We start from the raw sequence: 20460 nt of genomic DNA, 5'->3' as shown, positions 1-20460 counted from the left end.
GGAAGCGGAAGCCGACGTAGCGGGGGGCACGGGGCGTCGTCATGGCAACCAACCCTATACCCGCACCCCAGCCACCCCGCCACCGTGGACTTGACGGTGCCGTTCCGGCTGCTCCCAGGCAGCAAAGTGCCCACCCTTGTGCAGTTCGTTGTAGTGGACGAGCGTCGGGTAGCGTTCCTGCACCCAGCGCCGACTGGTTTCGTGGATGTCGCGTGGAAACTGACTATAACCGACTGGCACCTTGATCTCGTGCTCCTTGAAATTGCACATGCTCTGCCAGTAGATCCGAGCCGACGAGGCCGCAGTCGCCGTCAGCCAATACAGCGTGATGTTGTCCAGCATTTCATCACGGCTCAGCGCCCGATCTGGGCCGCCGTCATGGTCGGTCCATTGCTCGTACTTTTCGTAAAACCACGCCGCCTGCCCGACCGGCGAGTCGGTGAGCGCGTAGCCGATTGTCTGCGGGCTCTGGACTTGCTCGATCTGGTAGCCGATCTCGTTGTCCTTGAAGGCTTGCAACCGTTTCAGCGCCTTCGCTTCCTGTGCATCCCGCGCCTAGCCGCTGCATGAGCTCGACCCAGGCGCGGGCGATTCGCTCGGGCATCCAGCCCGGCTCCGGCGGTTTCCCCGACAGGCCGAAGCCTGGGAGGGTGGGGAGGACAACATGGAAGGCGTCCCTCGGATCGCCGCCATGCGTGCGGGGATCAGCAAGCGGGGACGCAACCTTTAGGAACTCGAAGACCGATCCCGGCCAGCCATGGGTCATCACCAGCGGAACTGCGTCGGGTTCAGGCGAACGCAGGTGGAGAAAATGGATGTCGAAGCCGTCAATGCACGTCATGGACGGGTTGAGCACGTTCAGATGCGCCGCGGCTCTCCGCCAATCATACCCTTCCCGCCAGTAGTCGACGAGCGCCTGCATCTTCTCCAGCGGCGCGCCCTGGCTCCAGTCATCCACTGTTTCCCGCTCGGGCCAGCGCGCGCGCCAGCCGCTCGCGCAGGTCGTCGAGCGTGGCCTCGGGGAAGGCGAAGGGGTGCGGCTGGATGACGTCGGTCATGGGGAGCTTCCTTATCGTGAGGGGACGCCCAGTGTTGCGGACCGGTTCACGCCTGCGTGGCGTCGGCAAGGAGCCGGGCGAGTTTCTCGTAGCCGTAGAGAACCGCCATCTCCCGAGGCGTCAGGCCCGCGTGCGTCGTCAGGTCCAAGCGGGCCCCGACCCCGACCAGCGCCCGAGCGGCGTCCAGGTGCCCGTGCCAGACCGCATCGTGCAACGCGGTCAGGCCGTTGTAGGGACCCTGGGCATCCAGGTCGGGGCGTGGCGCGCCAGCAAGCTCGCGCTTCTCTGTCAGGAGCCGGACGATATCGGCATGCCCGAAATAGGCGGCCTCGTGGAGGGGCGTGCCCTTCATCAGCCCGATCGACGCACGAGGATCCGCGCCAGCGTCGAGCAGCACCCGCACGATATCGGCGCGTGCCTCGCGCGCGGCGATGCCGAGCGGGGTGTAGTCGTCGTCCGGGGTGCCCACCAACGGCGTGCGCTCATCGACAGAAACTCCGGCCGCGATGAGCCGCTCGACCTCGCCGCGATCGCCCTCCTTGACCGCGGCGATCAGAGCCAGCGCGCGGATCCGCTCGGCGTCGGCTTGGTCCTGCGCCTCGATCAAACGCACGATGGCGTCGAGACCATCGCTCCGCGCGAGGTCGAGCGCCGCCTGCTGCCAGTGATTCCGAATCCTCGTCCTGGCGCCGCGGTCCAGGAGCAGCCGGACGGCGTCCTTGTGCTTGTGCAGGACTGCATCCATCAGCGCGGTGTTCCCCAGGACGGGGGATTGCTGATCGACGAAGGCGCCATGGGCGAGGAGCAGGCCAATGGTGTCGGTGTTGCCCGATTGCGCCGCCTTGTGCAGCGCCGTCGCGCCCATACGCGGCTCGACCGCCAGGACATCGGCCCCGGCCGCCAGCAGGAGTTCCACAACCTGCGCCTGGCCGAAGCCGGAGGCCATCATCAGGGGCGTTAGGCCATCAAGGCCGCGGCGGTTCACGTCCGCGCCCGAACGGATAAGGTCGGCCACGGCTGCGAGGTCGGCCGCGAGAATTGCCTGTTCAAGTGTCATGTCACCTCTCCGTGCGCGGCCCCCCGGACACCGTGAACCGCGATGTTCGACGCCTACGAGGCATTCATCGTGCCAAGGAATTTGACGAGCTCGGCATTCACCCGATCGGCCGCCTCGTGCTGGGGCCAGTGGCCCACGCCCTCCAGCCGAACCTGATCGACTAAGCCCGGCGCGTTTCGCCGCAACTCTTCGAGCGAAGGTGTCGTCGGGTGAAACAACTGGCACAAACTGTCCTCCGCGCCCCAGATGTACAGCGACGGCTGTCGGATCAGCATGCCCTTGAACGCGGCCATCAGATCGAACGTCGCCTGGGCGGCGCGGTAGTAGTTCAGGCCGCCGTGAAAGCCGGTCTTCGCGAACGCGCCGATGTTGTGGCGGACATAGTCCGGGTCGGCCCAGTCCGGCACCGTCACCGGAGCGGGGCGAAGCATATGGCGGACGGGATCGGTCGGATCCCATCCGGTGCCCGGCGGCGGGCTGGCTGACAGCCAATACAGGGCGCTCGGTATCGTCCGCTCGGCGGGGCCGAAACGGGCTTCCGAGCCCGGTTTCATCATGTCGAACGCATAGTAGCGATCCCCCAGCCCCTGCTTGCGAATCTGGTCCCAGGCGCTCATCTCCCGGCGTGGCGTGAAGGGAATGCTGACGCTGACGATCGCACGAAAGCGATCAGGACGCAGCACCATGGCGCGTTGAGCATGATCCGCGCCCCAGTCATGGCCGACCAGGACGGCCGATGGGATGTCGAGGGCGTCGAGCACGCCCAACATGTCCCCCACGGTGTGAAGGGCGCTGTAGAGGTTGACGTCGGCAGGAGCGTAGCTGCCCCCGAACCCTCGCATGTCGAGCGCCACCGCGCGGTACCCGGCCTCTGCGACGGCGTCCATCTGGCTGCGCCAGGTTTCGGCCGTGTCGGGGAAGCCGTGGCAGAACAGGACGACCGGTCCCCGCCCCTGCTCGATCACACGGAACGGTTGACCGTTCACCTGCACCTGCATGCGCCGGACCGGGGCCGTGCCGGTTGCCCGATGATCAGCCATCACGACACCTCCAGGGTCAGGATCTCTCCGCCGATCTGTGCGAGGCGGGCAAGGTAGATGGGAGGCGCGAGCAACTGATACGGGAAGTAGAGGCCCGCCGGAACCGGAGGAGCGCCGTCGAGCCCGACAAGGCGCTCGAGAACCATGGAGACTCCCAGCCCGGTCAGCGGCATCTGGCCCTCGGGATGGACGACCGCATGACGGGTGCGGAGCGGTCGGCCCTGGTGATCGTCCCCGGCGAGCTCGATGATGATCTCGGTCGACATCGGCCCACCGCGGCGACGGGTGGAGCTCACGCCGAGCGCGAGATCGAACCGGACGTTCGGCGCTCCGGTCGCGGCCGCGAGGCCGACGACGTCGTAAGGGGACAGGGCGGAGGCGTCCATTTCGGTGCCGTCGACGGCACGGAAGGTGGCCTTGGCGTCGTCGCCCATCCGCCAAGCATAGGCGCCGTCGCGACGGGCCAGCGCCGCGGGCATGGTCTTCGTCTGGCGCTCCAAGTCGGCTTCCGCTGCCGGACCAAACGCATCCTGCTCGTCAAGCAGCGCGCCGATCGCGATGTCGTGGACCCGGCCGAACACCTTGGCGAACTCGAGCGTGGGAACGGTCGTGGCACCCACAAGCCATTCGGTCCCGAGGACGACCGGGGCGGCCTGCGGAGCGTGGATGTAGGCCGACACCTCCGGGGCCATCTCGATGATGCCCGGAGAGATGCTGACGTGCGGCACGCCGCGGGACTGGGCAAAGCGGAGACCGGCCACCCTTTCGTCGGTGAAGAGGACGGCGACGGCGCCGACCGGACGTCCGCCGAGGCCAAGGTCATCGGAGGCCATGTCGAGCCTCACGCCCTCCGCGCCACCGACCTCGACCGCGGCCGTCTCGGCCTTGGTGAGATCGCGACCGCCGATCAGCAGCGGCGCATCGGGATGGGCGGCGCGCAGGAAACGCGCCGTCCAGCGGCCGACGGTGCCGGAGCCGCCGATGAGCAAAATGGGCTCTGGTAGCATTGCTCAGCCTCCCTATCTCCAGGTTGGGAACCTACGATCAGTAGCCAACTCAACAAACCTACATTTGGTAGGTTCCGGGAGGAAATGCGGAAAATGGTTAGCGACCGAACCGACACCGCCAAGCGATCAGCTTTGCGCAGGCTTTCCAAGGCGGAACGACGGCGTCAGCTGCTTGAGACGGCGCTTGTGATCGTCCGAGAGGAGGGGGCGGACCGGCTGACGCTGGGGCATCTGGCCGAGCGTGCCGGGGTGTCCAAGCCGGTCGCGTACGACCACTTCGAAACGCGGTCGGGCTTGCTGATCGAGCTTTACCGCTGGATCGACATCGAGCGGGTCAATGCTTTCCGGGACGCGATGGCAACCCGCGAGCGGAGTCGCGGCGAAGCCGTCGAGGCGCTCTCGGTCGCCTACATCCGGTGTGCCGCGGAAACGGACGGTGAATTTCACGCGGTGGGCGCGGCGCTTGCGGGCAGCGAGGAGAAGGCCGCGGTGTTCCAGGAACTGCTCGAGAATTGCGTCCGGATGTTCGTGTCGGTGCTGAAGCCGCACACCAAGTTGCCGCTGGACGAGCTGGAGCGGCGGTGCATCGGCTTGGTTGGTGCGGGCGAGGCGCTCTCGGCCGCAGTGGTGCGCGGCCGGTGCAGCGAGACCGAGGCTGTCGCGGCGTTTGCCGCGATGATCCAAGGCGGTTTGCACACCCCTCCGTAAGCCTGACGCGGGAGAAGCGGAACTGCTCCTTTCAATACGTCCTCCGGGGGGAGGTTCCCTCATCAGTGGGTCGGAGCTGGCTGGGATGGGCATCTTGCTGGGAAAGCCCATGGGCGCCCGGTTTGTCGACACTTGAGCGTCAAAACGGCTTCACGACCACGAGAAGGACAATCACGACGACCGCGACGATGAGGGCATGCTGTGCGTAGCCCGGCACCGCTGAAGGCCGATCGGCTCGGGCAAGCTTCCGAAGCGTACCGGAGAGCATTCCATGCAGGCCGGACAAGGCAACGACGAACGCCAGTTTCATCGACAGCCAAGGCGACCTCCCTGCTCTGCCCGGATTGCGGCGGCGGCCTTTCGGAAATCGCCGACGGTCCGGCCATTCATTTCCGCTGCCAAGTGGGCCACGCCTATGGTGCGGAAACCATGGCGGAGGCGCAGAAAGAAGCCGTGGAAAGGGTCCTTTGGGTGGCCTTGCGCACCCATGAGGAACGGGCCGAGCTGCTTGTCCGCCTCGGCGAACGGATTTTATGGAAAACGGGCCCATGCGCTTGAGAGTCTGGATAATCGTTCAGCGGCCTGACCTCTCGGACCCAAGGGCGCAGGCAACGTTGCGCTCATCCGATCTTCAAACAGGGAAAGGTAAACCCCATGGGGCAGGACTGATTTCTTGCGCTCCGATCGATCTCCTCGCGCAAGGTCAGCGCCAGATCCTCGATCCGGTAGGGCTTCGACAGCACCGGGAAGCCCTTCAGCCCGGCGCGGTTCTCGCTGTAGCCGGTGGTCAACACCACCGCCAAGTCGGGCAGCAAGGCCCGTGCCGCCTCCGCCAGGGCCAAGCCGTCAACCTCGCCCGGCATCACCACGTCGCTGAACAGCAGGTCCGCGGTTTCCCCATCCCGCAAACGGCGCAACGCCTCCTCCCCATTCGCGGCGCGGCTGACCCGGTATCCCAACTCCTCCAGGGCCGCCACGATGACCAGCGCCACCACCGGGTCGTCCTCGACCAGCAGCACGCTGGCGCCACCGCCATCGACCATGGCCGGTCGGGCATCGACCGCCACCGCGGGCACCGTCCCGGCGCGTGGCAGCAGCAGCGTCACCGTGGTGCCTTGTCCCTCCACACTTTCCACGGTCGCGGTGCCTCCGGATTGCTGGCAGAAGCCGTAGACCTGCGCCAGCCCCAACCCAGTGCCCTGGCCCACCGCCTTGGTGGTGAAGAAAGGTTCAAAGACCCGGTCGAGCGTTGCCGGTGCGATCCCTCGGCCACTGTCCCGCACCCAAACCCGGACGAAGGCCTCCTGCACACCATCCTGGCCGGTCCGCTCGCGGTTGCCGGCGCCGATCACCAACTGGCCGGCTCCCGTCATGGCGTCGCGGGCGTTGGTGGCGAGGTTCAGGAGCGCCAGTTCGAACTGCACCGGGTCGGCCATCGCCGGCCACAGCCCGCTTTCCAGATCGAATTCCAACCGGATGTCGGCGCGCAACGCGCGGTCAAGAAAAGCGCGCATTCCAAGCAACCGGTCACGCACGTCGAAGGCTTCGGGTTGCAGGCTCTGACGGCGCGAGAAGGCCATCAGCTGCCGGATCATGCTGGCACCGCGATCCACCGCTTGGTGGCCGGAATCCAGAACCTTCTGTACCCCGGCGACATGGCCGGCGCGTCGGCCGATCAGCTGCAAGCAGCCTGACATGGCTTGGAGGAGGTTGTTGAAGTCGTGCGCCATGCCCCCAGTCAACTGGCCGACGGCCTCCATCTTCTGCGATTGACGCAGCTTCTCCTCGGCCTGCATCAGCTCGGCCGAGCGCTCAGCGACACGCTGCTCGAGAGTGTCGTTGAGCGCGCGCAGCTCCGCGATGGCCCGGTCACGCTCCGCTTCGATCGTCCGCCGCTCATCCACGTCGATGAGCACGCCGGAAAAGCAGCGTGGCGTGCCATCGGCGTCGCGATCCACACGCCCGTTGGCCTCGATCCAATAATAGCGTCCATCGCGTCGGCGGACACGGTACTGATGGGCGTAGCGGCTGCCTTGCGCGATCGCTTCCTCGATCGCCTTGGCAAGACCGGCCTGATCGTCCGGATGAACGGTCTCGACCACCTGCGCCAGACTGATTCCCTCGCGCCCGAGCGCTGGGTCGAGCCCGAAGGTGGTGGCGAACGCCTCGTCAACCGTGAAACGATCGGTCGGGATGTCCCAGAACCACGTGCCCATGATCGCGCCGGCGGAAAGGGCCAGTTGGACCCGCTCCGCATCAATGCGGGCGGCCTCGAGGGCGCGCTTGCGATGGTCGATGTCGTTGAGCATCACGATGGCGCCCATGACGTGCCCGGCGCCGCCCATCAGCGGCACGCCGCTGACGGCAAACCAAGTTTCGGAGCCATCCACCCTTCTGTGGAGGAACTCGACGCCGGGGGTGACCAGTTCGCCGCGAAGGGCACGCGCCCCAGGATAGCGATCCGGCGGAAGGCGCTCTCCGTGCGCATCGAAGCAAAGCCACCGCTCGGCCTCCTCCGGGTTCGTCATTCTGGAGGGGATGGGTTGATCGGGCAGGAGCTGCCGATACAGGGGGCTGGACAGCAACGCCCGCCCGTCTGAATCGAACAGGCACACGCCGACCGGAAGGTGCTGGACGAGCGTGGCGAACCGGTTGCCGGCCTCGGTGCGGGCGGCCACTTCCTGTTCGAGCGCCACGTTGCGCGCGCGCAGTTCGGCCTCGACGGCGTCGCGCTGTTGGGCCGCGACGACACCCGACGTCGTTTCCATCGCGATATCGATCATGCCGACGACCTGCCCGTCATCGCGCAACGGACTGTACGCGAAGGTCCACCACGTGTCCTCGTCATACCCGTTGCGGGTCATCACGAGGTGCAGGTCGGTGAAGCTGACCGACTCGCCTTTTAGCACGCGGGCGATGATCGGGCCGATCTCAGTCCACACGTCGGACCAGACGGTGGCGATCGGCTGCCCGAGCGCCGCCGGATGGCGCTTGCCCAGAAAGGGAACGTAGGCGGCGTTGTAGAGCAGGGTCTGTTCGGGTCCCCAGGTCGCACACATGGCGAACGGGGACGCCAACATCATCGTGAAGATCGCCTCGAGGGCCGGCCGCCAGTTCTCACGTGGTCCAAGGGGGGTTGCGCTCCAGTCGCACGCCTCAAGGTCCAACGGGTTGGTGCTCATGCGGTCATTGAACCTCTGACGTGCTTCCGCGAGCGGCTCTCTGATCCTGGAAACCGATCTCGCGCTCCTCGAGCAGACGAAGCCCTGCCCGCACCACCTCGCTGAACGTGTCGTAGCGTCCCGATGCCAGCAGCCGTTCGGCGACGGCTTGGAGTTCGGGACTGAGCGAGACTGAGACGTTTTTCCGTCGAGGCATGCCTGCTTGTAGCCTGTGGTAATATTCTGGGCAAGGCCGGTTTGGCGGCAGGCCATGAACGGGTGAGCACACCGCGCGCGTGGGCCCGCAGGAAATCACAGAGGCACGGCGGACGGATACCGTTCGCGAAAGCCGGATTCAACTCTCGGACGCCGGTTTTCGGGCGGGCGGACACAAGATGTTGATTCCGACCTCCGGAAGCAGACAACCGAAACGCGTGCCCTCAATTCGCCAGATGTGGCGGAACAAGGTTATCGGCTGTGATCGCCATCGTTGCTATTACGGGAAATTCCCACTATTATCGCAACCTCTGACTCCCTGTCCTTGATCCACTCTGGGGCTGCTGCCGGAACCCGCGCCGACCCAGAGGCGCTCCGGGCAGGGATAGCGCGTCTGCTGGGGCGGCCGGGGGGGTGAGCCGGTGCGGGGCGCAAGCAAAGGGCCGGCATCGCTGCGGCGATGGGGTGATCGCGACACCCCGCCGCAGCGCGCCATGGGCGAGGCGGGAATCAGCCCTCCTTGTCCATCCCCAGGAGCTTGCGCATCGTGGCCGAGAGTGCGGTCCCATCGACGACCTTGACCTCTCCCGACACGGCGTCGAGATGGTAGAGGGCGCCGGTGGCAATGGCCGGGTGAAGCGAGCTTTGCTGGGCATTCGCTGTATTCTGGGCGCCGCCCTGCATGGCCGTGATCTGCTTGGCGAACGCCTCCCCCAAGGCCATGGCCGGCGCCTCCCCGATCACCTTGACGTTGGTCTGGGTCACGGCGTCGGTGATCTGGCTGTTGACTTGGGTCGGGTAGGCCATGGCGTGTCTCCTTTGGAGTGTGATCGCGTCGGAGCCGTGCGGCCCTGTGCGGTGCGCGCGACGGTCGAAACACTCTGCGCAAGGCACCCGCGTCGAGTCCAGTGACCACCTGTGTCATGTATGGTTGGACATCGGCCCGGATCAGCGTCAGTGCGGCGCGCCAGTGCTTGGACATCCCCGACGACGTGCTGACCTACGCTGTGACCGCCCTGTCGGCGGCCATCGCCTACCTCGTCCCCCCGGCCGCGCGGGATATCATCGTGCGGGCCGACGTGGTGGCGCGGGAGATCGGGCAAGGGGCCTGATCGAGGCGGCGCCTTCTCCAACCGGGTTCAGGCGCCGCTTCTCTAACTCACGAATCTCATCGAGCAGCGAGGCCGGAGGCGGTCGGCATCCGCAGACTTGGGCATGCTCCAGATGCCATTCGACCCGCTGCTGGCGGGTGGCCTTCGAGGGCATCGGGTGGGCTTCGTGCCAGTTTCTGTTCATTGGGTGCGCTCCATAAGAAGGTAAGCATCCGCTGAGTGCCGCGGTCAGGCAGGTTTCGTCTGCTCGCGGATTGCCTTCCATTCCCAGGGCAGGAGTTCGTGTAGGCGGGTCTGGGACATGTCGTTGATGCGCGTCAGCATGTCGGCGAGCCACGCCTGGGGATCGACGTCGTTGAGCTTGGCCGTGGTGATCGGGCCGTACATGATCGCCGCCCGCTGGCCGCCGCGATCGGATCCGCAGAACAGCCACGCTTTCCGGCCCAAAGCGATCCCGCGCAGGCCGCGTTCGGCGGTGTTGTTCGTCAGGCACAGCCGGCCGTCGCCGAGGAACCGGGTGAAGCCATCCCAGCGGGTCAACATGCAGTCCATCGCCTTGGCCACGGGCGTATGGCGGGAGAGCTGGGCGCGCTCCGTCCGCATCCAGCTCTCCAGCGCGCCTACCAGGGCGATGCCGTGCTCCTGGCGTGCCGCCAACCGCTCTGCCGCCGGCTTGCCGTTCAACGCGCGCTCGAGATCGAAGATGGCGTCGGTGCGCCTTACGGCTTCCAGCGCCAGCGGTGAGATCGGCGGGGCGTCCTTGCCGCGCCTGGTGTTCGCGGCGATGTCGGCCAGCTTGAAGAAACCGCGCCTTGCATGCGCCCAGCACAGCACGTCGCGGATCGGCCCCGGCCGGCGGTCGGGTTCGTACAGCCGGTTGTAGCCGGCGAACGCATCGGCCTGCAGCCAGCCCGTGAAGCCGGCCAAGTGGTGTTGTCAGCTTGACCAGCCAAGGACGGCGGGATCAGCATCCGCTCCGCCGTAGCTGTCTTTGGTTGATAATGGCGACGTATATTTTTGCCCGTTCTATGGCGTGCCCCCCTTCCTCGGCGGCCGTCAGGCTTTGCACTGGAACCCGCCTCAACGGGTTACGTCGACAACAACGCGGCCACGGATCTGTCCGGCGAGGATCCGGGTTGCCAGATCGGGCAGCGCGTCGAAGGGCTGCACTTCGTACATTGCCTTCAATGCCGTCCTGTCCAGGTCGCGGGCCAGACGTTTCCAGGCGGCGGCGCGGAGATGCTGCGGAGCCATCACCGAATCGACGCCGAGAAGTGCGACGCTGCGCAGGATATGCGGCAGGACCGTACCGGGCAGGTCGGACGAACCGGCCAAGCCGCAGGCGGCAATCGCCCCACCCCACATGGTTTGCGACAGCGCGCTGACCAACGTCTGCCCGCCAACCGAGTCGATGCCGCCGGCCCAACGCTCCTTCTGCAAAGGCGCGTCTTTTTCCAGAAGCACCGCGCGGTCGATGAAGCCGGTGGCGCCGAGCCCGCGCAGATAGTCATGGGTCTCGGGCCGACCGGTGGAGGCTGAGGGTGGAGTAAGCGACCTCCACCAGCACATCGTTGGGTCGGCGAGCGTCAGCGTCGTGAAGCTGCCCTTGGGCTTACCGTCGAGATCTTCGATCACATAGGCTTTGAGGTTCTCGGCCATCGTTGGGACCCTCCCCGCGATAAAGAGAATTTTGGATGAGCACGGCGCCGTTGAACGGGAGGCAGCCGATGCCGGGACAGCGGATCATGGTGAACATAGGCGTCATCCGGCGGCCGGACCACGGGGAGCGCCCGCTGTCGGCGACTGCCGCCGCGGCCTTCCGCCATCCCGGCCTTATCGTTGCTTACCGCCGCCGAACACCGGCGGGCGCTTTTCCAGGAAGGCGCTGACGCCTTCCTGGGCGTCGGCCTCCGTCTCCAGGCGACGGGCGACGGTCGCCTCATAGGCGGTCGCGGCCTCGATCCCCTCGACTTCCCCCAGGATCACCCCGGCCTTGATCGCGGCGACCACGGACGGGGAATTTCTGGCGATGTCGCCTGCCAGGGCGAGGGCTTCGCTCAATGCCTCGCCCTTTTCGGCCAGCCGGTTGATGAAGCCGGTCCGGTAGGCCTCGTCGGCCGACAGCGGGTTCGCCGTCAACATCAGTTCCAGCGCGCGGGCCGATGTCATCAGACGCGGCAGACGGCCGATCTGGCCGCCTTCGGGCAGCATGCCGAGACGCGCCCCCGGCGAACCGAAGGTCGCGTTCCTGCTCGCCACCCGCAGGTCGCAGTTCACCGCGAAGATCAGGGCCGCGGCATAGCAATGGCCGTTGACCGCCGCGATCACCGGCTTGTGCATGCTGCGCGGGCGCAGGAAGGGCTCTTCCCCCAGGTTGCTTTCGGCGTGGGCCCCGGATGCGATCTCGTTCAGGTCATGACCGCTGGAGAAGGCGATGTCCCCGGCCCCGGTGACCACGATCACACGCACGGCGTCATCGCTTTCCGCTTCGTTCAGAAGCCGGAGGAAGTCCGCCGCCATCGACCCTTCGAACGCATTCCGCTTGCGTTCGTTGGAGATGGTCAGGATGCGGATGGCGCCCTCGGTCCGCGTGGAAATTTCGGGCATGGCAATGGTCCTCATTCAAGGCCGGCTGGCCTTTTCGGATTGGGTCGATGGGGATGGATGGCGTCAGCGCCAGATCTTGTCCTGCCGGTCATAGGAGCCGACGCGCAGGTCGGGCTTCTCGGCGATCAGGTGTTTCTTCTGGACCCGCTGGGAGTCGGTCAGCGGGAAGCTGTCGCGGTACTCGTAGTAGCGGGGAACCTTGAACCCGGCGAGATGGCGGGAGCAGTGCTCGGCGATGAACTCCGGCGTGCAGGTGTCCGGGGATGCGCCGGGGGCCAGCAGGATGTAGACCTTGATCTCCTCGCCGCGGTAATCGTCGGGCACTGGCACGATGGCGGCGTCCTGGATGTCGTCGAGCATGCGCAGCACCACTTCGACCTCGCGCGCGGCGATGTTCTCGCCCATGCGGCGGACCATGTCCTTGGTGCGGCCGAGGATGTAGTGATAGCCCCCGGCATCCACCCGGCAAAGGTCGCCGGTGCGGAACCATCCGTCGGTGAAGGCGTCCGCCGTCGCGTCCTCATTGCCGAAATAGCCCTTAAGGATGCCGCGGCCGCGAACCCACAGCTCGCCCGTCTCGCCGGTCGGAACCGGCTTGCCGTCCCCGCCTGTGACCATCAGTTCGCGGAAGGGTGCGGCCACGCCGCAGCTTCCCGATCCGGTCATCTCCGGCAGACGATGGGCGGGGACATAGCTGCCGCCGCCGATCTCGGTCATGCCGTAGAATTCCTGACCATACACGTCGAAGCGGCGCTGGAAGTCGACATGGCTCTCGGGACCGAAGGCGAAGATCGTGGCGATCTTCAACCTGTTGTCCGCGTCGCTGGCGCGCGGCGGCTGCTTGTAGACCATCTCGAACAGGGCGCAGTAATCGCAGTCCAACGCCGACACGTCGGGCATGAAGCGCTTGGCGCCCGGCTTGCGCGGGAAGAAGGCGCAGCCGCCACTGGCCATGGCGTTCAGCAGGATGCGCTGCCCCACCATGTAGAAGAAGCTGGAGCCGACATAGAAGCGGTGCAGGTCGGTGGCGAAGAACTCGGTCGAGCTGATGCCGAGGCACAGCCAGTACTCGTTGCTGAGCATGCAGGCCTTCGAGAAGCCTGTCGTGCCCGAGGTGTACTGAAGGTTCAGCGTGGCGTCCATCGACCGCGGGATCGCCGGAGCCTGACGGCCGCGGGCCTCATCCATCAGAACCCGCCAGTTGCGGTGACGGTCGGACACCGCATCGCCGATCACGATGACGTGCGAGGGATCGAGCCTCACCGCTTCCAGCCTGTCCAGATGCGGCAGGAACTCCGCCTCCAGCACCATGTGGGTGGCGAGCGAGGTCTTCAGGACATACTCGACCTCGCGCGCGGTGTAGGTCGCGTTGACCGGCACCATCACCGCCTGGAGACGCGACAGCGCCAGCCAGGTGATCGGGAACTCCTCGCGGTTCCAGGCCATCACCGCGACATGAACGCCCGGTCCGATGCCGACCGCGGACAGCGCGGCGGCGGCGGTATCGACGCTGGACAGAACCTCGCCCCAGCGCCGCTCCACCCCATCGTCGAGGAAGCGCCAGGCGGGCGCCGCCGGAACACGGGTGGCGGTGGTCAGCAGCAGGTCATACACCGAATCCGGAAGCGTCAACGCCTCCAGGCGGCGGGCAAGAGCATCGGGTTCTTCCCTGCGGAAATCTGAGAACATCACACTTTCCCTGGGTGATGGGGCCGTCGGGTGCGGTGGCCCATGTGAGGTGCGGCGCTGGCGCGCGGTGCCGGGCGACCCGTCACCCCGCGCGCCGTTGGGCGCGGCGTTGGATCAGATCGCTCATGAAGACGGCGGCGAAGGTGACGACGATCAGCAGCGTGGCGACGGCGGCCACGACCGGCGTCAGGTCGTGACGCATGTCCGCCCAGATGCGCATGGGCAGGGTTTCGTTCTGCCCCATGACGAACAGGGCGATGACCAGTTCATCGAAGGAGATGAAGAAGGCGAACACGGCAGCCGAGATCACCGCCGGACGGATCGTCGGCAAGGTGACGTGCCAGAAGGCCTCATGCGGCCGGGCCCCCAGCACGCGGGCGGCACGGGCCAGCGTGTCGCCGGTCTGACGCAGCGCCCCGGACACCGTGGTGGTGACGAAGGGCAGAGCCAGAACGGCATGGACCAGGGCCACGCCCCACAGCGAGCCGTAAAGGCCGAAGCGGCTGAAGACCAGCAGGGTGCCCAGCGCCAGAATGATAACCGGCACCACCTGCGGCCCCAGGAAGACCGGTCCGGCCGCCCGTGCGGCCTTGCTGCCCTCCCGGCTCAGCACCAGGGCGGCCGCGGTGCCGATGGCAGTGGCCAGCACGGCGCTCGCCGCGGCGATCAGCACGCTGCGCAGGGTGGCGTCGATCCAGCCGGCGGACGCGAAGAACTCCTGATACCAGCGGAACGTGAAGCCCTGCGGCGGGAATTTCAGATAGCGCGTTTCGCTGATCGACATCGGGATGACCAGCAGCAACGGCAGCAGCAGGTAAAGCAGGACGCCGACGAAATAGACCGGAAGCAGGTAGCGCCCGGACTTTTCCCAAAGTGATCGTTTCATCGCGAGCCTCCATGGCCGCTCAGCCCCGTCACTCGCCGGAAGAGCAGAGCGATGGCGCCCACCACGGCAAAGCCCGCGACCACCAGCACCATGCCCAGCGCGGAACCCAGGCCCCAATCGAGGGTCAGCGTGATCTGCGTCGCGATCAGGTTCGCGATCATCGTCTCCTTCGGACCGCCGACCAGCGCCGGGGTGATGAAGAAGCCGAGAGCCAGCACGAAGGTGAGCATCCAGGCGTTGACCGCTCCCCCCGCGCTCAGCGGAAGGAAGATGTGGACGAAGCCGCGCCACGGCGATGCACCCAGAATCCGGGACGCCATCAACAAAGAGCGGTTGATGGTGGTCATGGTCGAGAACATCACCAGAATGGCGACCGGCAGCAGGACCTGAACCATCGCGATGTAGACCGCTCCGCGCGTGTACAGCATCTGGAGCGGCCCATCGACGGCGCCGATCCCGATCAGCATGGAGTTGACCAGACCTTCCCGGCCGAGAACGACGATCCAGCCGAAGGTGCGCACCAGCACGCTGACCCACAGCGGGGTCAGGATGAGCAGGAGCAGCAGGGTCCGGTTGCGCGGCGGACGGGATGCGAGGAAATAGGCGGCCGGATAGCCGACCAGGATGCAGGCGCAGGCCACGCCGAAGGAAAGCTGCAAGGTTCCGAACAGGATCGTCCGGTACGGCCCCGCGCCGAGTGCCGCCTCGTAATTCTCCGCCGACAGCCCGGCTTCACCCTGCACGCTCCACAACGCGACCTCGCCCACCGGGAGGATGAACACGAAGAGGAACAGCACGGCCGCCGGGGCAAGCAGCCAGAGGGAGGAGAGAGGCGCGCGCCTGCCGCGCGCCGCCCCTTTCCCATCGCGCGGCATGGCGACGCCGTCGCTCATTGCAGGCGCCAAGCTTCCCACCGCTTCTGGATGCGCGGCAGGTTTTCAGCCCAGTATTCGGAATCCAGCGCGAACTGAACGTCGAGGTTCGCCGGGCTGGTGGGCAGTTCCTTGGATTCGTCCGCCGAGAGGATCATGTAGATGTCGGGGTTGAAGGAGGAGTAGGGCATGGCACGGGCGATCTCGGCCAGGCGCGTCGGCGTGTTCCAGCAGTATTTCATGAATTTCTGAGCGTCGGCCACGTTGCGGGCGCCCTTCACGATCGAGTAGTAGCTGACGTCCAGCGACCCGCCGTCCCAGATGATCCTGACCGGCAGCTTGTCCTTTTGAAGTTGCTGAATGCGGCCGTTGAAGGCGGTCGCATAGAAGACTTCGCCGCTGGCGAGCAGCTGGACCGGCTGCTGGCCGCTGGTCCACCAGACGGTGATCGCCGGCTTGATCTCGTCCAGCTTCCTGAACGCGCGGTCGACGCCGTCCGGCGACCGCAGCACGTTATAGACTTCGGACGGCTTCACGCCGTCGGCGATCAGGGCGAATTCGAGATTTTCCGCCGGGGAGTTGCGCAGCGTACGCGGGCCGGGGAAAGTCTTGACGTCCCAGAAGTCCTTCCAGCCTTCGAAGGTCTTGCCTTCCGGCAGCTTGTCGGTGCGCACACCGATCGTGGTGGAATAGGCGATCGCGCCGATGGCGTACTGTTTGCGGGCAACCGGCGGAAGCTTGTTTTCCGGGTCGACCACCGACCAGTCGATCGGTTCCAGCCAGCCATTCTTGGACGAGACCGGCAGGCCCGACCGTTCGGTGGGCGCAATGTCCCACAGGATGTTCTTGGTGGTCTGCTGGACGCGGATCTGGGCAAGGGAGTCCTCGGTCGCCGCCTGGGTGACGGTGATGCCGGTCTCCTTGGTGAACGGCTCGATGCAGATGCGGTTCAGGGTTTCCGCCCACGCACCGCCGTAATTGGCAATTGTGATCGACTTTTTGCCGGACTGGGCCAGGGCGGCATCGCCGGCACCGCCGACAATCGCCGCTCCAACGGAGAGGCTCCACAGCAGCTTCTTCATAACGGCACTCCCAATCAGTTCTTTAGCGACCGGTCTTGGCGAGATCCGGAACGAGGACGACATCGGAGGGCCGCAAGACGAGACTGATGGTCTCGCCGCGTTCCGGGATCCGGTCCCTGTCGCGTCTCTGTTCCCGGAAGTGGATGAGCGCACCATGGGCGGTGCGGGCGCTGTACTCGATCACGTCGCCGAGGAACACCGCCTCTTGAACGGTCACGCCCACGGCAATGTCCGCCCCTTCGGCCGGGCGGCGCTGAAGCTTTTCGGGACGAACGCTCGCGTACCAAGCCCCCTGGCGGGCCTGGGAGTCCGCGTCCCGGTAAACGGCGCCAAGTTCGGAGATGGACACCGATCCGGCCGTCGACAGATCGGCGGCCAGCAGGTTGGTCTGCCCGATGAAATCCGCGACGAAGCGGCTTTTCGGCGCGTCGTACATTTCCGACGGCGTGCCGACCTGTTCGATCCGGCCGTCGCGCAGCACGACGATGCGCGACGACATGGCGAGCGCCTCGCGCTGATCGTGGGTTACATAGACCACGGTGCAGCCGAGCTGATGCTGGATTTCCTTGATCTCGAACTGCAGCGCTTCGCGCAGCTTGAGATCGAGCGCGCCGAGTGGTTCGTCCATCAGCAGGACGGGCGGTTCGAACACGATGGCGCGGGCGAAGGCCACACGCTGCTGCTGTCCGCCGGAGAGATCGCGAGGCATCCGCTTGGCGAGCGCGCCGAGCCGGACGATCTCCAGTACCCGCTCCACCCGTTCGTTGATCTCGCGCCGCGGGGCGCGGCGCATCCGCAGCGGGAAGGCGATGTTGTCGAACACCGTCATGTGCGGGAACAGGGAATAGTTCTGGAACACCATCCCCAGATTCCGGCGCTCCGGCGGCTCGTCGATCACCGACTTGCCATCGATGAGGATGTCGCCCGAGTCCGCACCGGAGAATCCCGCAAGTGCATTCAGAGCCGTCGTTTTCCCCGATCCGCTCGACCCGAGGATCGTCAGGAACTCGCCCGGATGAATGGTCAGAGAAAAATCGTGCAGTGCTGTTACCGATCCATAGGCCTTGCGGACGGATTGGAACTCGATCGTCGCACCGGTCGCCTTCACTTTCGAAAAAGCTTCCCTGTTCAAGGTGCCGCTGGAGGGTTTATTGACGTCCACCATCGTAGGTACCATCGGCCTGTCCAGTGATGACGCATTGTCTAAATATGACGCTATGTATAAAAATAGCATTCGTCAAGCTGTGAACGTCAGCTCGCGGAACATTTTTGTCGGGGCCATGGTGGTTGGGGAGCGAGGGCATAAAAATGCAGCAGGATGAGAAAATTCAGGGCAGCAGGCCTGAGCGGGATGAAGCCGTTCCCCCTCTCTTCTTTGAGGAGGTGCTGGCGATCAAGAGCCGGGAGCGAACGCGCCCGAAGCGGGAGCGGACGCGCTACATGCTGCTTTCCCTTGTCGCCCGCCACCTGCGCACCACACGGGGAAAGCTGATGACGGTGGAGGCCCTGCTGGACGAAGCCGGGCTGTCACGCGGAACATTCTACAATCATTTCAAAGACATGGACGAATGCGCCGTCGTGCTCGTCAATCTCTTCTTCGAATATGTCACCCACCGCCGCACCGTATCGAAGGGGCCACGAAGCAGCTACGAGGCGATCTTGACCGCCAACACCGGCTATTGCCGCGCCTATGAGGCGAACGCAGGCTTCTACAGCCTGTTCTCGGAACTGGCCACGCGGGATCCCGAGGTGTTGCGCATGCGCGAGCGGATGAATTCCGAATGGGTCGACCGCATCATCCTGGCCGTCGCCCGCCGTCGCGGACAGCCCTTCGGCACGGAAGAACGCGGCAGGTTCGAGGGCGTCCTGCGCCTGCTGATCGCGATGACGATCGAGAGCCTGCGCGAAAGATTCGTCCATGGCGACGCGCTACTGTGCCGCTCCTTCCCAACCGCCGACAGCCTCGCGAAAGCCCTGTCCGACCAGTGGCATCTTGCGATGGCGGCGTTCGAAGGCCCGGCCCGGCCGACCACTGCGGCCGACGGCAGAGGCTGACTGCAGGTGCTGACGAGCTATGCGGGGAAATGGGTGACGGTGTGATCAGGCGGCGTTCTGTGATGCGGCTTCGGTGACCTCGAGGCCGTTGCGGAATGTGACGCCGCGGATGATCTTGGGCAACTGCTTTTCGCCCTGGAGGCGACGCCAGGTTTTTGCGGCGGCGGTGATGAGCTTGAAGACCATCAGCTTGGCGGTGTCCTGCGACAGCGCCCCTTTGGTGCGGACGGTCCGGAGGCGTGTGAGTCAGCACCCAATAGGCACCTCAAGCTGATGCAGCCCAACCCTTTGAACGAACCGTGAAAAGCTTTGTTGACGTGGGGTCCCAATCGGCGCCGGTTAGCAGGACGCGGAAAAAGGGCTGTGCTCGTTTCACCGCTCGTGATTCTCTGCGGTCTTGGAGAATGTGGCGGGCGGAAGGGACGATGCGGGGATCGGACGAACGCCGCGAGGGTCTGTTCAGTTAGGTGAGCTGCGAGGCGCGTGTTCCAGCGGCTCCTCCGTTGCGACCGATCCGGGTGATCGTGGACGAAGCGCTGGAGGTGATGTCGCCGACCTTCGAGGGGCTGTACTCGAAGATCGGGCGGCCGTCGATCCCGCCGGAGAAACTGCTGCGGGCGCTGCTGCTCCAGGCCTTCTTCGGTGCGCTCGGAACGTCAGTTGATGGAACAGCTCGATTACAACCTGCTGTTCCGGTGGTTCGTCGGTTTGTCGATGGACGCTCCGGTGTGGGACGTGAGGGTGTTCACCAAGAACCGTGAGCGTTTGCTGGCCGGCGATGTGGCAGCCAAGTTCCTGGCCGCCGTGCTGGAGCAACCGCGGGTCAAAGCGCTGTTGTCGGATGAGCCTTTCTCGGTGGACGGCACGCTGATCGAAGCCTGGGCCTCGGTGAAGAGCTTCTGGCCCAAGGACGGGAGTGGCGAGCCGCCGGGACCGGGGCGCAACGGTGAACGCGACTTCCATGGCGAGAAGCGCTCCAGCGAGACCCATGCCTCGACCAGCGATCCCGAGGCCCGCCTCTACCGCAAGGGCAACGGCCAGCCGGCGAAGCTGGCCTTTATCGGGCACGCGCTGATGGAGAACCGCCACGCCCTGGTGGTGGACGTCCGGCTGACGGCGACCACCGGCTTGGCCGAACGCGAGGCGGCGGTGGCCATGGTCGAGGCCATCCCCGGTCGCCACCGCATCACGGTGGGCGCCGACAAGGCCTACGATACCAAGGATTTCGTGGCGAATATGCGCAGCCTGGGCGCCGCCCCGCACGTTGCGCAGAACACGAGCAACCGCCCGCTCGGCCATCGACGGCCGGACCACCCGCCATCCCGGCTATGCCGAGTCCTTGCGCATTCGCAATGCGCATCGAAGAAGTCTTCGGCTGGATCAAGGGAGCCGGCTTGCGCAAAACGCGTCATCGCGGTACGGCGCGTGTCGGTTGGATGTTCACCCTGACCGCGACCGCCTATAACCTGATCCGCCTGCCCAAGCTGCTGGCGGCGGCATAATCACGCCCGGAGTTCGCCTGAACGGCGGCTCCGGGAGCCTCGGAGCGAGGGAAATGCTCCATCCCGACCAAAATGGGCATCAAAAACACCTTTTTTAAGCCTCAGCGGAAGAAAGGGCGCTGCATCGGCCCGTTTTTCCGCGTCCTGTCAAAGGCTATATCAAAAAGAGGCGGGTTTAGCCGCCTTTGAGCAGCCTGAAGCAGCGCACAGATCCAAGCATACAAGAGAAAGCCACTACTCGCAAAACGTGAACAAAAGTTTGGGTAATTTCCACATACATTCTTTGTTTATGAAAAATTCCCACAGAACCATCTTATGGTTCCAAAGCCGCCCTTAGAGCGCCTAACAGAACCTTTCGAGCCGTCTACAGGCGATGAGGGCGCAGGCGAGTGTTGAGAAGGCTTGGTG

Annotated in this window: 18 protein-coding genes and 4 pseudogenes; 4 read left to right on the top strand and 18 right to left on the bottom strand. The window is 65.5% G+C overall.

All coding sequences use genetic code 11. The features are described 5' to 3' along the window. Positions 1-54: 54 nt before the first annotated feature. The 5 genes and pseudogenes from EJ913_RS32850 to EJ913_RS30345 all read right to left on the bottom strand — a co-directional run bounded on the left by EJ913_RS32850 (position 55) and on the right by EJ913_RS30345 (position 4162). The gene (locus tag EJ913_RS32850; protein WP_244939562.1) at positions 55-519 is read right to left on the bottom strand and encodes a hypothetical protein; all 465 of its coding nucleotides are present in this window, start codon (positions 517-519) and stop codon (positions 55-57) included. A 271-nt stretch (positions 520-790) separates the two neighbouring features. Next, a pseudogene (locus tag EJ913_RS33340) lies at positions 791-958 on the bottom strand (epoxide hydrolase N-terminal domain-containing protein); the annotation flags it as partial. 146 nt (positions 959-1104) lie between these two features. After that, positions 1105-2115, bottom strand: a complete 1011-nt coding sequence (locus tag EJ913_RS30355) for an ankyrin repeat domain-containing protein (protein WP_127005042.1) — start codon at positions 2113-2115, stop codon at positions 1105-1107. A 53-nt stretch (positions 2116-2168) separates the two neighbouring features. After that, positions 2169-3155: an alpha/beta fold hydrolase gene (locus tag EJ913_RS30350; protein WP_127005040.1), complete on the bottom strand. Its 987-nt coding sequence runs from the start codon at positions 3153-3155 to the stop codon at positions 2169-2171. After that, the gene (locus tag EJ913_RS30345; protein ID WP_127005038.1) at positions 3155-4162 is read right to left on the bottom strand and encodes an NAD(P)-dependent oxidoreductase; all 1008 of its coding nucleotides are present in this window, start codon (positions 4160-4162) and stop codon (positions 3155-3157) included. Before EJ913_RS30345 ends, EJ913_RS30350 begins: the two co-directional genes overlap by 1 nt. Positions 4163-4255: 93 nt before the next feature. On the opposite strand from EJ913_RS30345, the gene EJ913_RS30340 reads away from it, so the two are divergent. Further along, complete coding sequence (locus EJ913_RS30340; RefSeq protein WP_185910024.1) at positions 4256-4870, top strand: TetR/AcrR family transcriptional regulator; 615 nt, start codon at positions 4256-4258, stop codon at positions 4868-4870. A 139-nt stretch (positions 4871-5009) separates the two neighbouring features. Here the strand turns inward: EJ913_RS30340 and EJ913_RS31985 are convergent, their stop codons facing one another. The 4 genes from EJ913_RS31985 to EJ913_RS30320 form a co-directional block, all read right to left on the bottom strand. Next, positions 5010-5180, bottom strand: a complete 171-nt coding sequence (locus tag EJ913_RS31985; protein WP_185910023.1) for a hypothetical protein — start codon at positions 5178-5180, stop codon at positions 5010-5012. Positions 5181-5490: 310 nt separating this feature from the next. Next, entirely contained in the window at positions 5491-8052 is a 2562-nt protein-coding gene (locus EJ913_RS30330; RefSeq protein ID WP_127005034.1) for a PAS domain S-box protein, read from the bottom strand. Between the two features lie 4 nt (positions 8053-8056). Continuing rightward, positions 8057-8248 carry a type II toxin-antitoxin system ParD family antitoxin gene (locus tag EJ913_RS30325; protein WP_127005032.1) on the bottom strand — a complete coding sequence of 64 codons (192 nt, stop codon included), beginning with the start codon at positions 8246-8248 and terminating at the stop codon, positions 8057-8059. Positions 8249-8757: 509 nt separating this feature from the next. Continuing rightward, a complete protein-coding gene (locus EJ913_RS30320; protein WP_127005030.1) occupies positions 8758-9054 on the bottom strand; it encodes a RebB family R body protein in 297 nt (98 codons plus the stop codon). Positions 9055-9170: 116 nt separating this feature from the next. Between EJ913_RS30320 and EJ913_RS30315 the strand changes: the two genes are divergently transcribed. Continuing rightward, positions 9171-9359: a hypothetical protein gene (locus EJ913_RS30315; protein ID WP_127005028.1), complete on the top strand. Its 189-nt coding sequence runs from the start codon at positions 9171-9173 to the stop codon at positions 9357-9359. 228 nt (positions 9360-9587) lie between these two features. Here the strand turns inward: EJ913_RS30315 and tnpC are convergent. The 8 genes and pseudogenes from tnpC to EJ913_RS30270 form a co-directional block, all read right to left on the bottom strand. Next, positions 9588-10295: pseudogene (gene tnpC, locus EJ913_RS30305) on the bottom strand (IS66 family transposase); the annotation flags it as partial. A gap of 144 nt (positions 10296-10439) precedes the next feature. Continuing rightward, a complete protein-coding gene (locus EJ913_RS30300) occupies positions 10440-11018 on the bottom strand; it encodes an MDR/zinc-dependent alcohol dehydrogenase-like family protein (RefSeq protein ID WP_244939561.1) in 579 nt (192 codons plus the stop codon). 174 nt (positions 11019-11192) lie between these two features. Further along, positions 11193-11966, bottom strand: coding sequence for an enoyl-CoA hydratase/isomerase family protein (locus EJ913_RS30295; protein WP_127005024.1), 774 nt, complete (start codon positions 11964-11966; stop codon positions 11193-11195). Between the two features lie 63 nt (positions 11967-12029). Further along, entirely contained in the window at positions 12030-13655 is a 1626-nt protein-coding gene (locus tag EJ913_RS30290) for a class I adenylate-forming enzyme family protein (RefSeq protein ID WP_127005022.1), read from the bottom strand. An 82-nt stretch (positions 13656-13737) separates the two neighbouring features. Next, the gene (locus tag EJ913_RS30285) at positions 13738-14541 is read right to left on the bottom strand and encodes an ABC transporter permease (protein ID WP_127005020.1); all 804 of its coding nucleotides are present in this window, start codon (positions 14539-14541) and stop codon (positions 13738-13740) included. Then, positions 14538-15434 carry an ABC transporter permease gene (locus EJ913_RS30280; RefSeq protein ID WP_127005018.1) on the bottom strand — a complete coding sequence of 299 codons (897 nt, stop codon included), beginning with the start codon at positions 15432-15434 and terminating at the stop codon, positions 14538-14540. Before EJ913_RS30280 ends, EJ913_RS30285 begins: the two co-directional genes overlap by 4 nt. Further along, positions 15431-16495, bottom strand: coding sequence for an ABC transporter substrate-binding protein (locus tag EJ913_RS30275; RefSeq protein ID WP_127005016.1), 1065 nt, complete (start codon positions 16493-16495; stop codon positions 15431-15433). The genes EJ913_RS30280 and EJ913_RS30275 overlap by 4 nt, the downstream gene beginning before the upstream one ends. A gap of 22 nt (positions 16496-16517) precedes the next feature. Next, positions 16518-17660, bottom strand: a complete 1143-nt coding sequence (locus EJ913_RS30270; protein ID WP_244939560.1) for an ABC transporter ATP-binding protein — start codon at positions 17658-17660, stop codon at positions 16518-16520. A gap of 143 nt (positions 17661-17803) precedes the next feature. On the opposite strand from EJ913_RS30270, the gene EJ913_RS30265 reads away from it, so the two are divergent. After that, entirely contained in the window at positions 17804-18550 is a 747-nt protein-coding gene (locus tag EJ913_RS30265) for a TetR/AcrR family transcriptional regulator (RefSeq protein WP_127005012.1), read from the top strand. Positions 18551-18595: 45 nt separating this feature from the next. Here EJ913_RS30265 and EJ913_RS30260 read toward each other — a convergent pair. Then, positions 18596-18790: pseudogene (locus EJ913_RS30260) on the bottom strand (IS256 family transposase); the annotation flags it as partial. Positions 18791-19017: 227 nt separating this feature from the next. Between EJ913_RS30260 and EJ913_RS30255 the strand changes: the two are divergent. Continuing rightward, a pseudogene (locus EJ913_RS30255) lies at positions 19018-20052 on the top strand (IS5 family transposase). Positions 20053-20460 lie beyond the last annotated feature (408 nt).

Source organism: Azospirillum doebereinerae (assembly GCF_003989665.1).
In the GTDB taxonomy this organism is placed as follows: Bacteria; Pseudomonadota; Alphaproteobacteria; order Azospirillales; family Azospirillaceae; genus Azospirillum; species Azospirillum doebereinerae.
The sequence above is the reverse complement of the archived record's forward strand: the minus strand, read 5'-3'. Positions and strand labels throughout refer to the sequence as shown.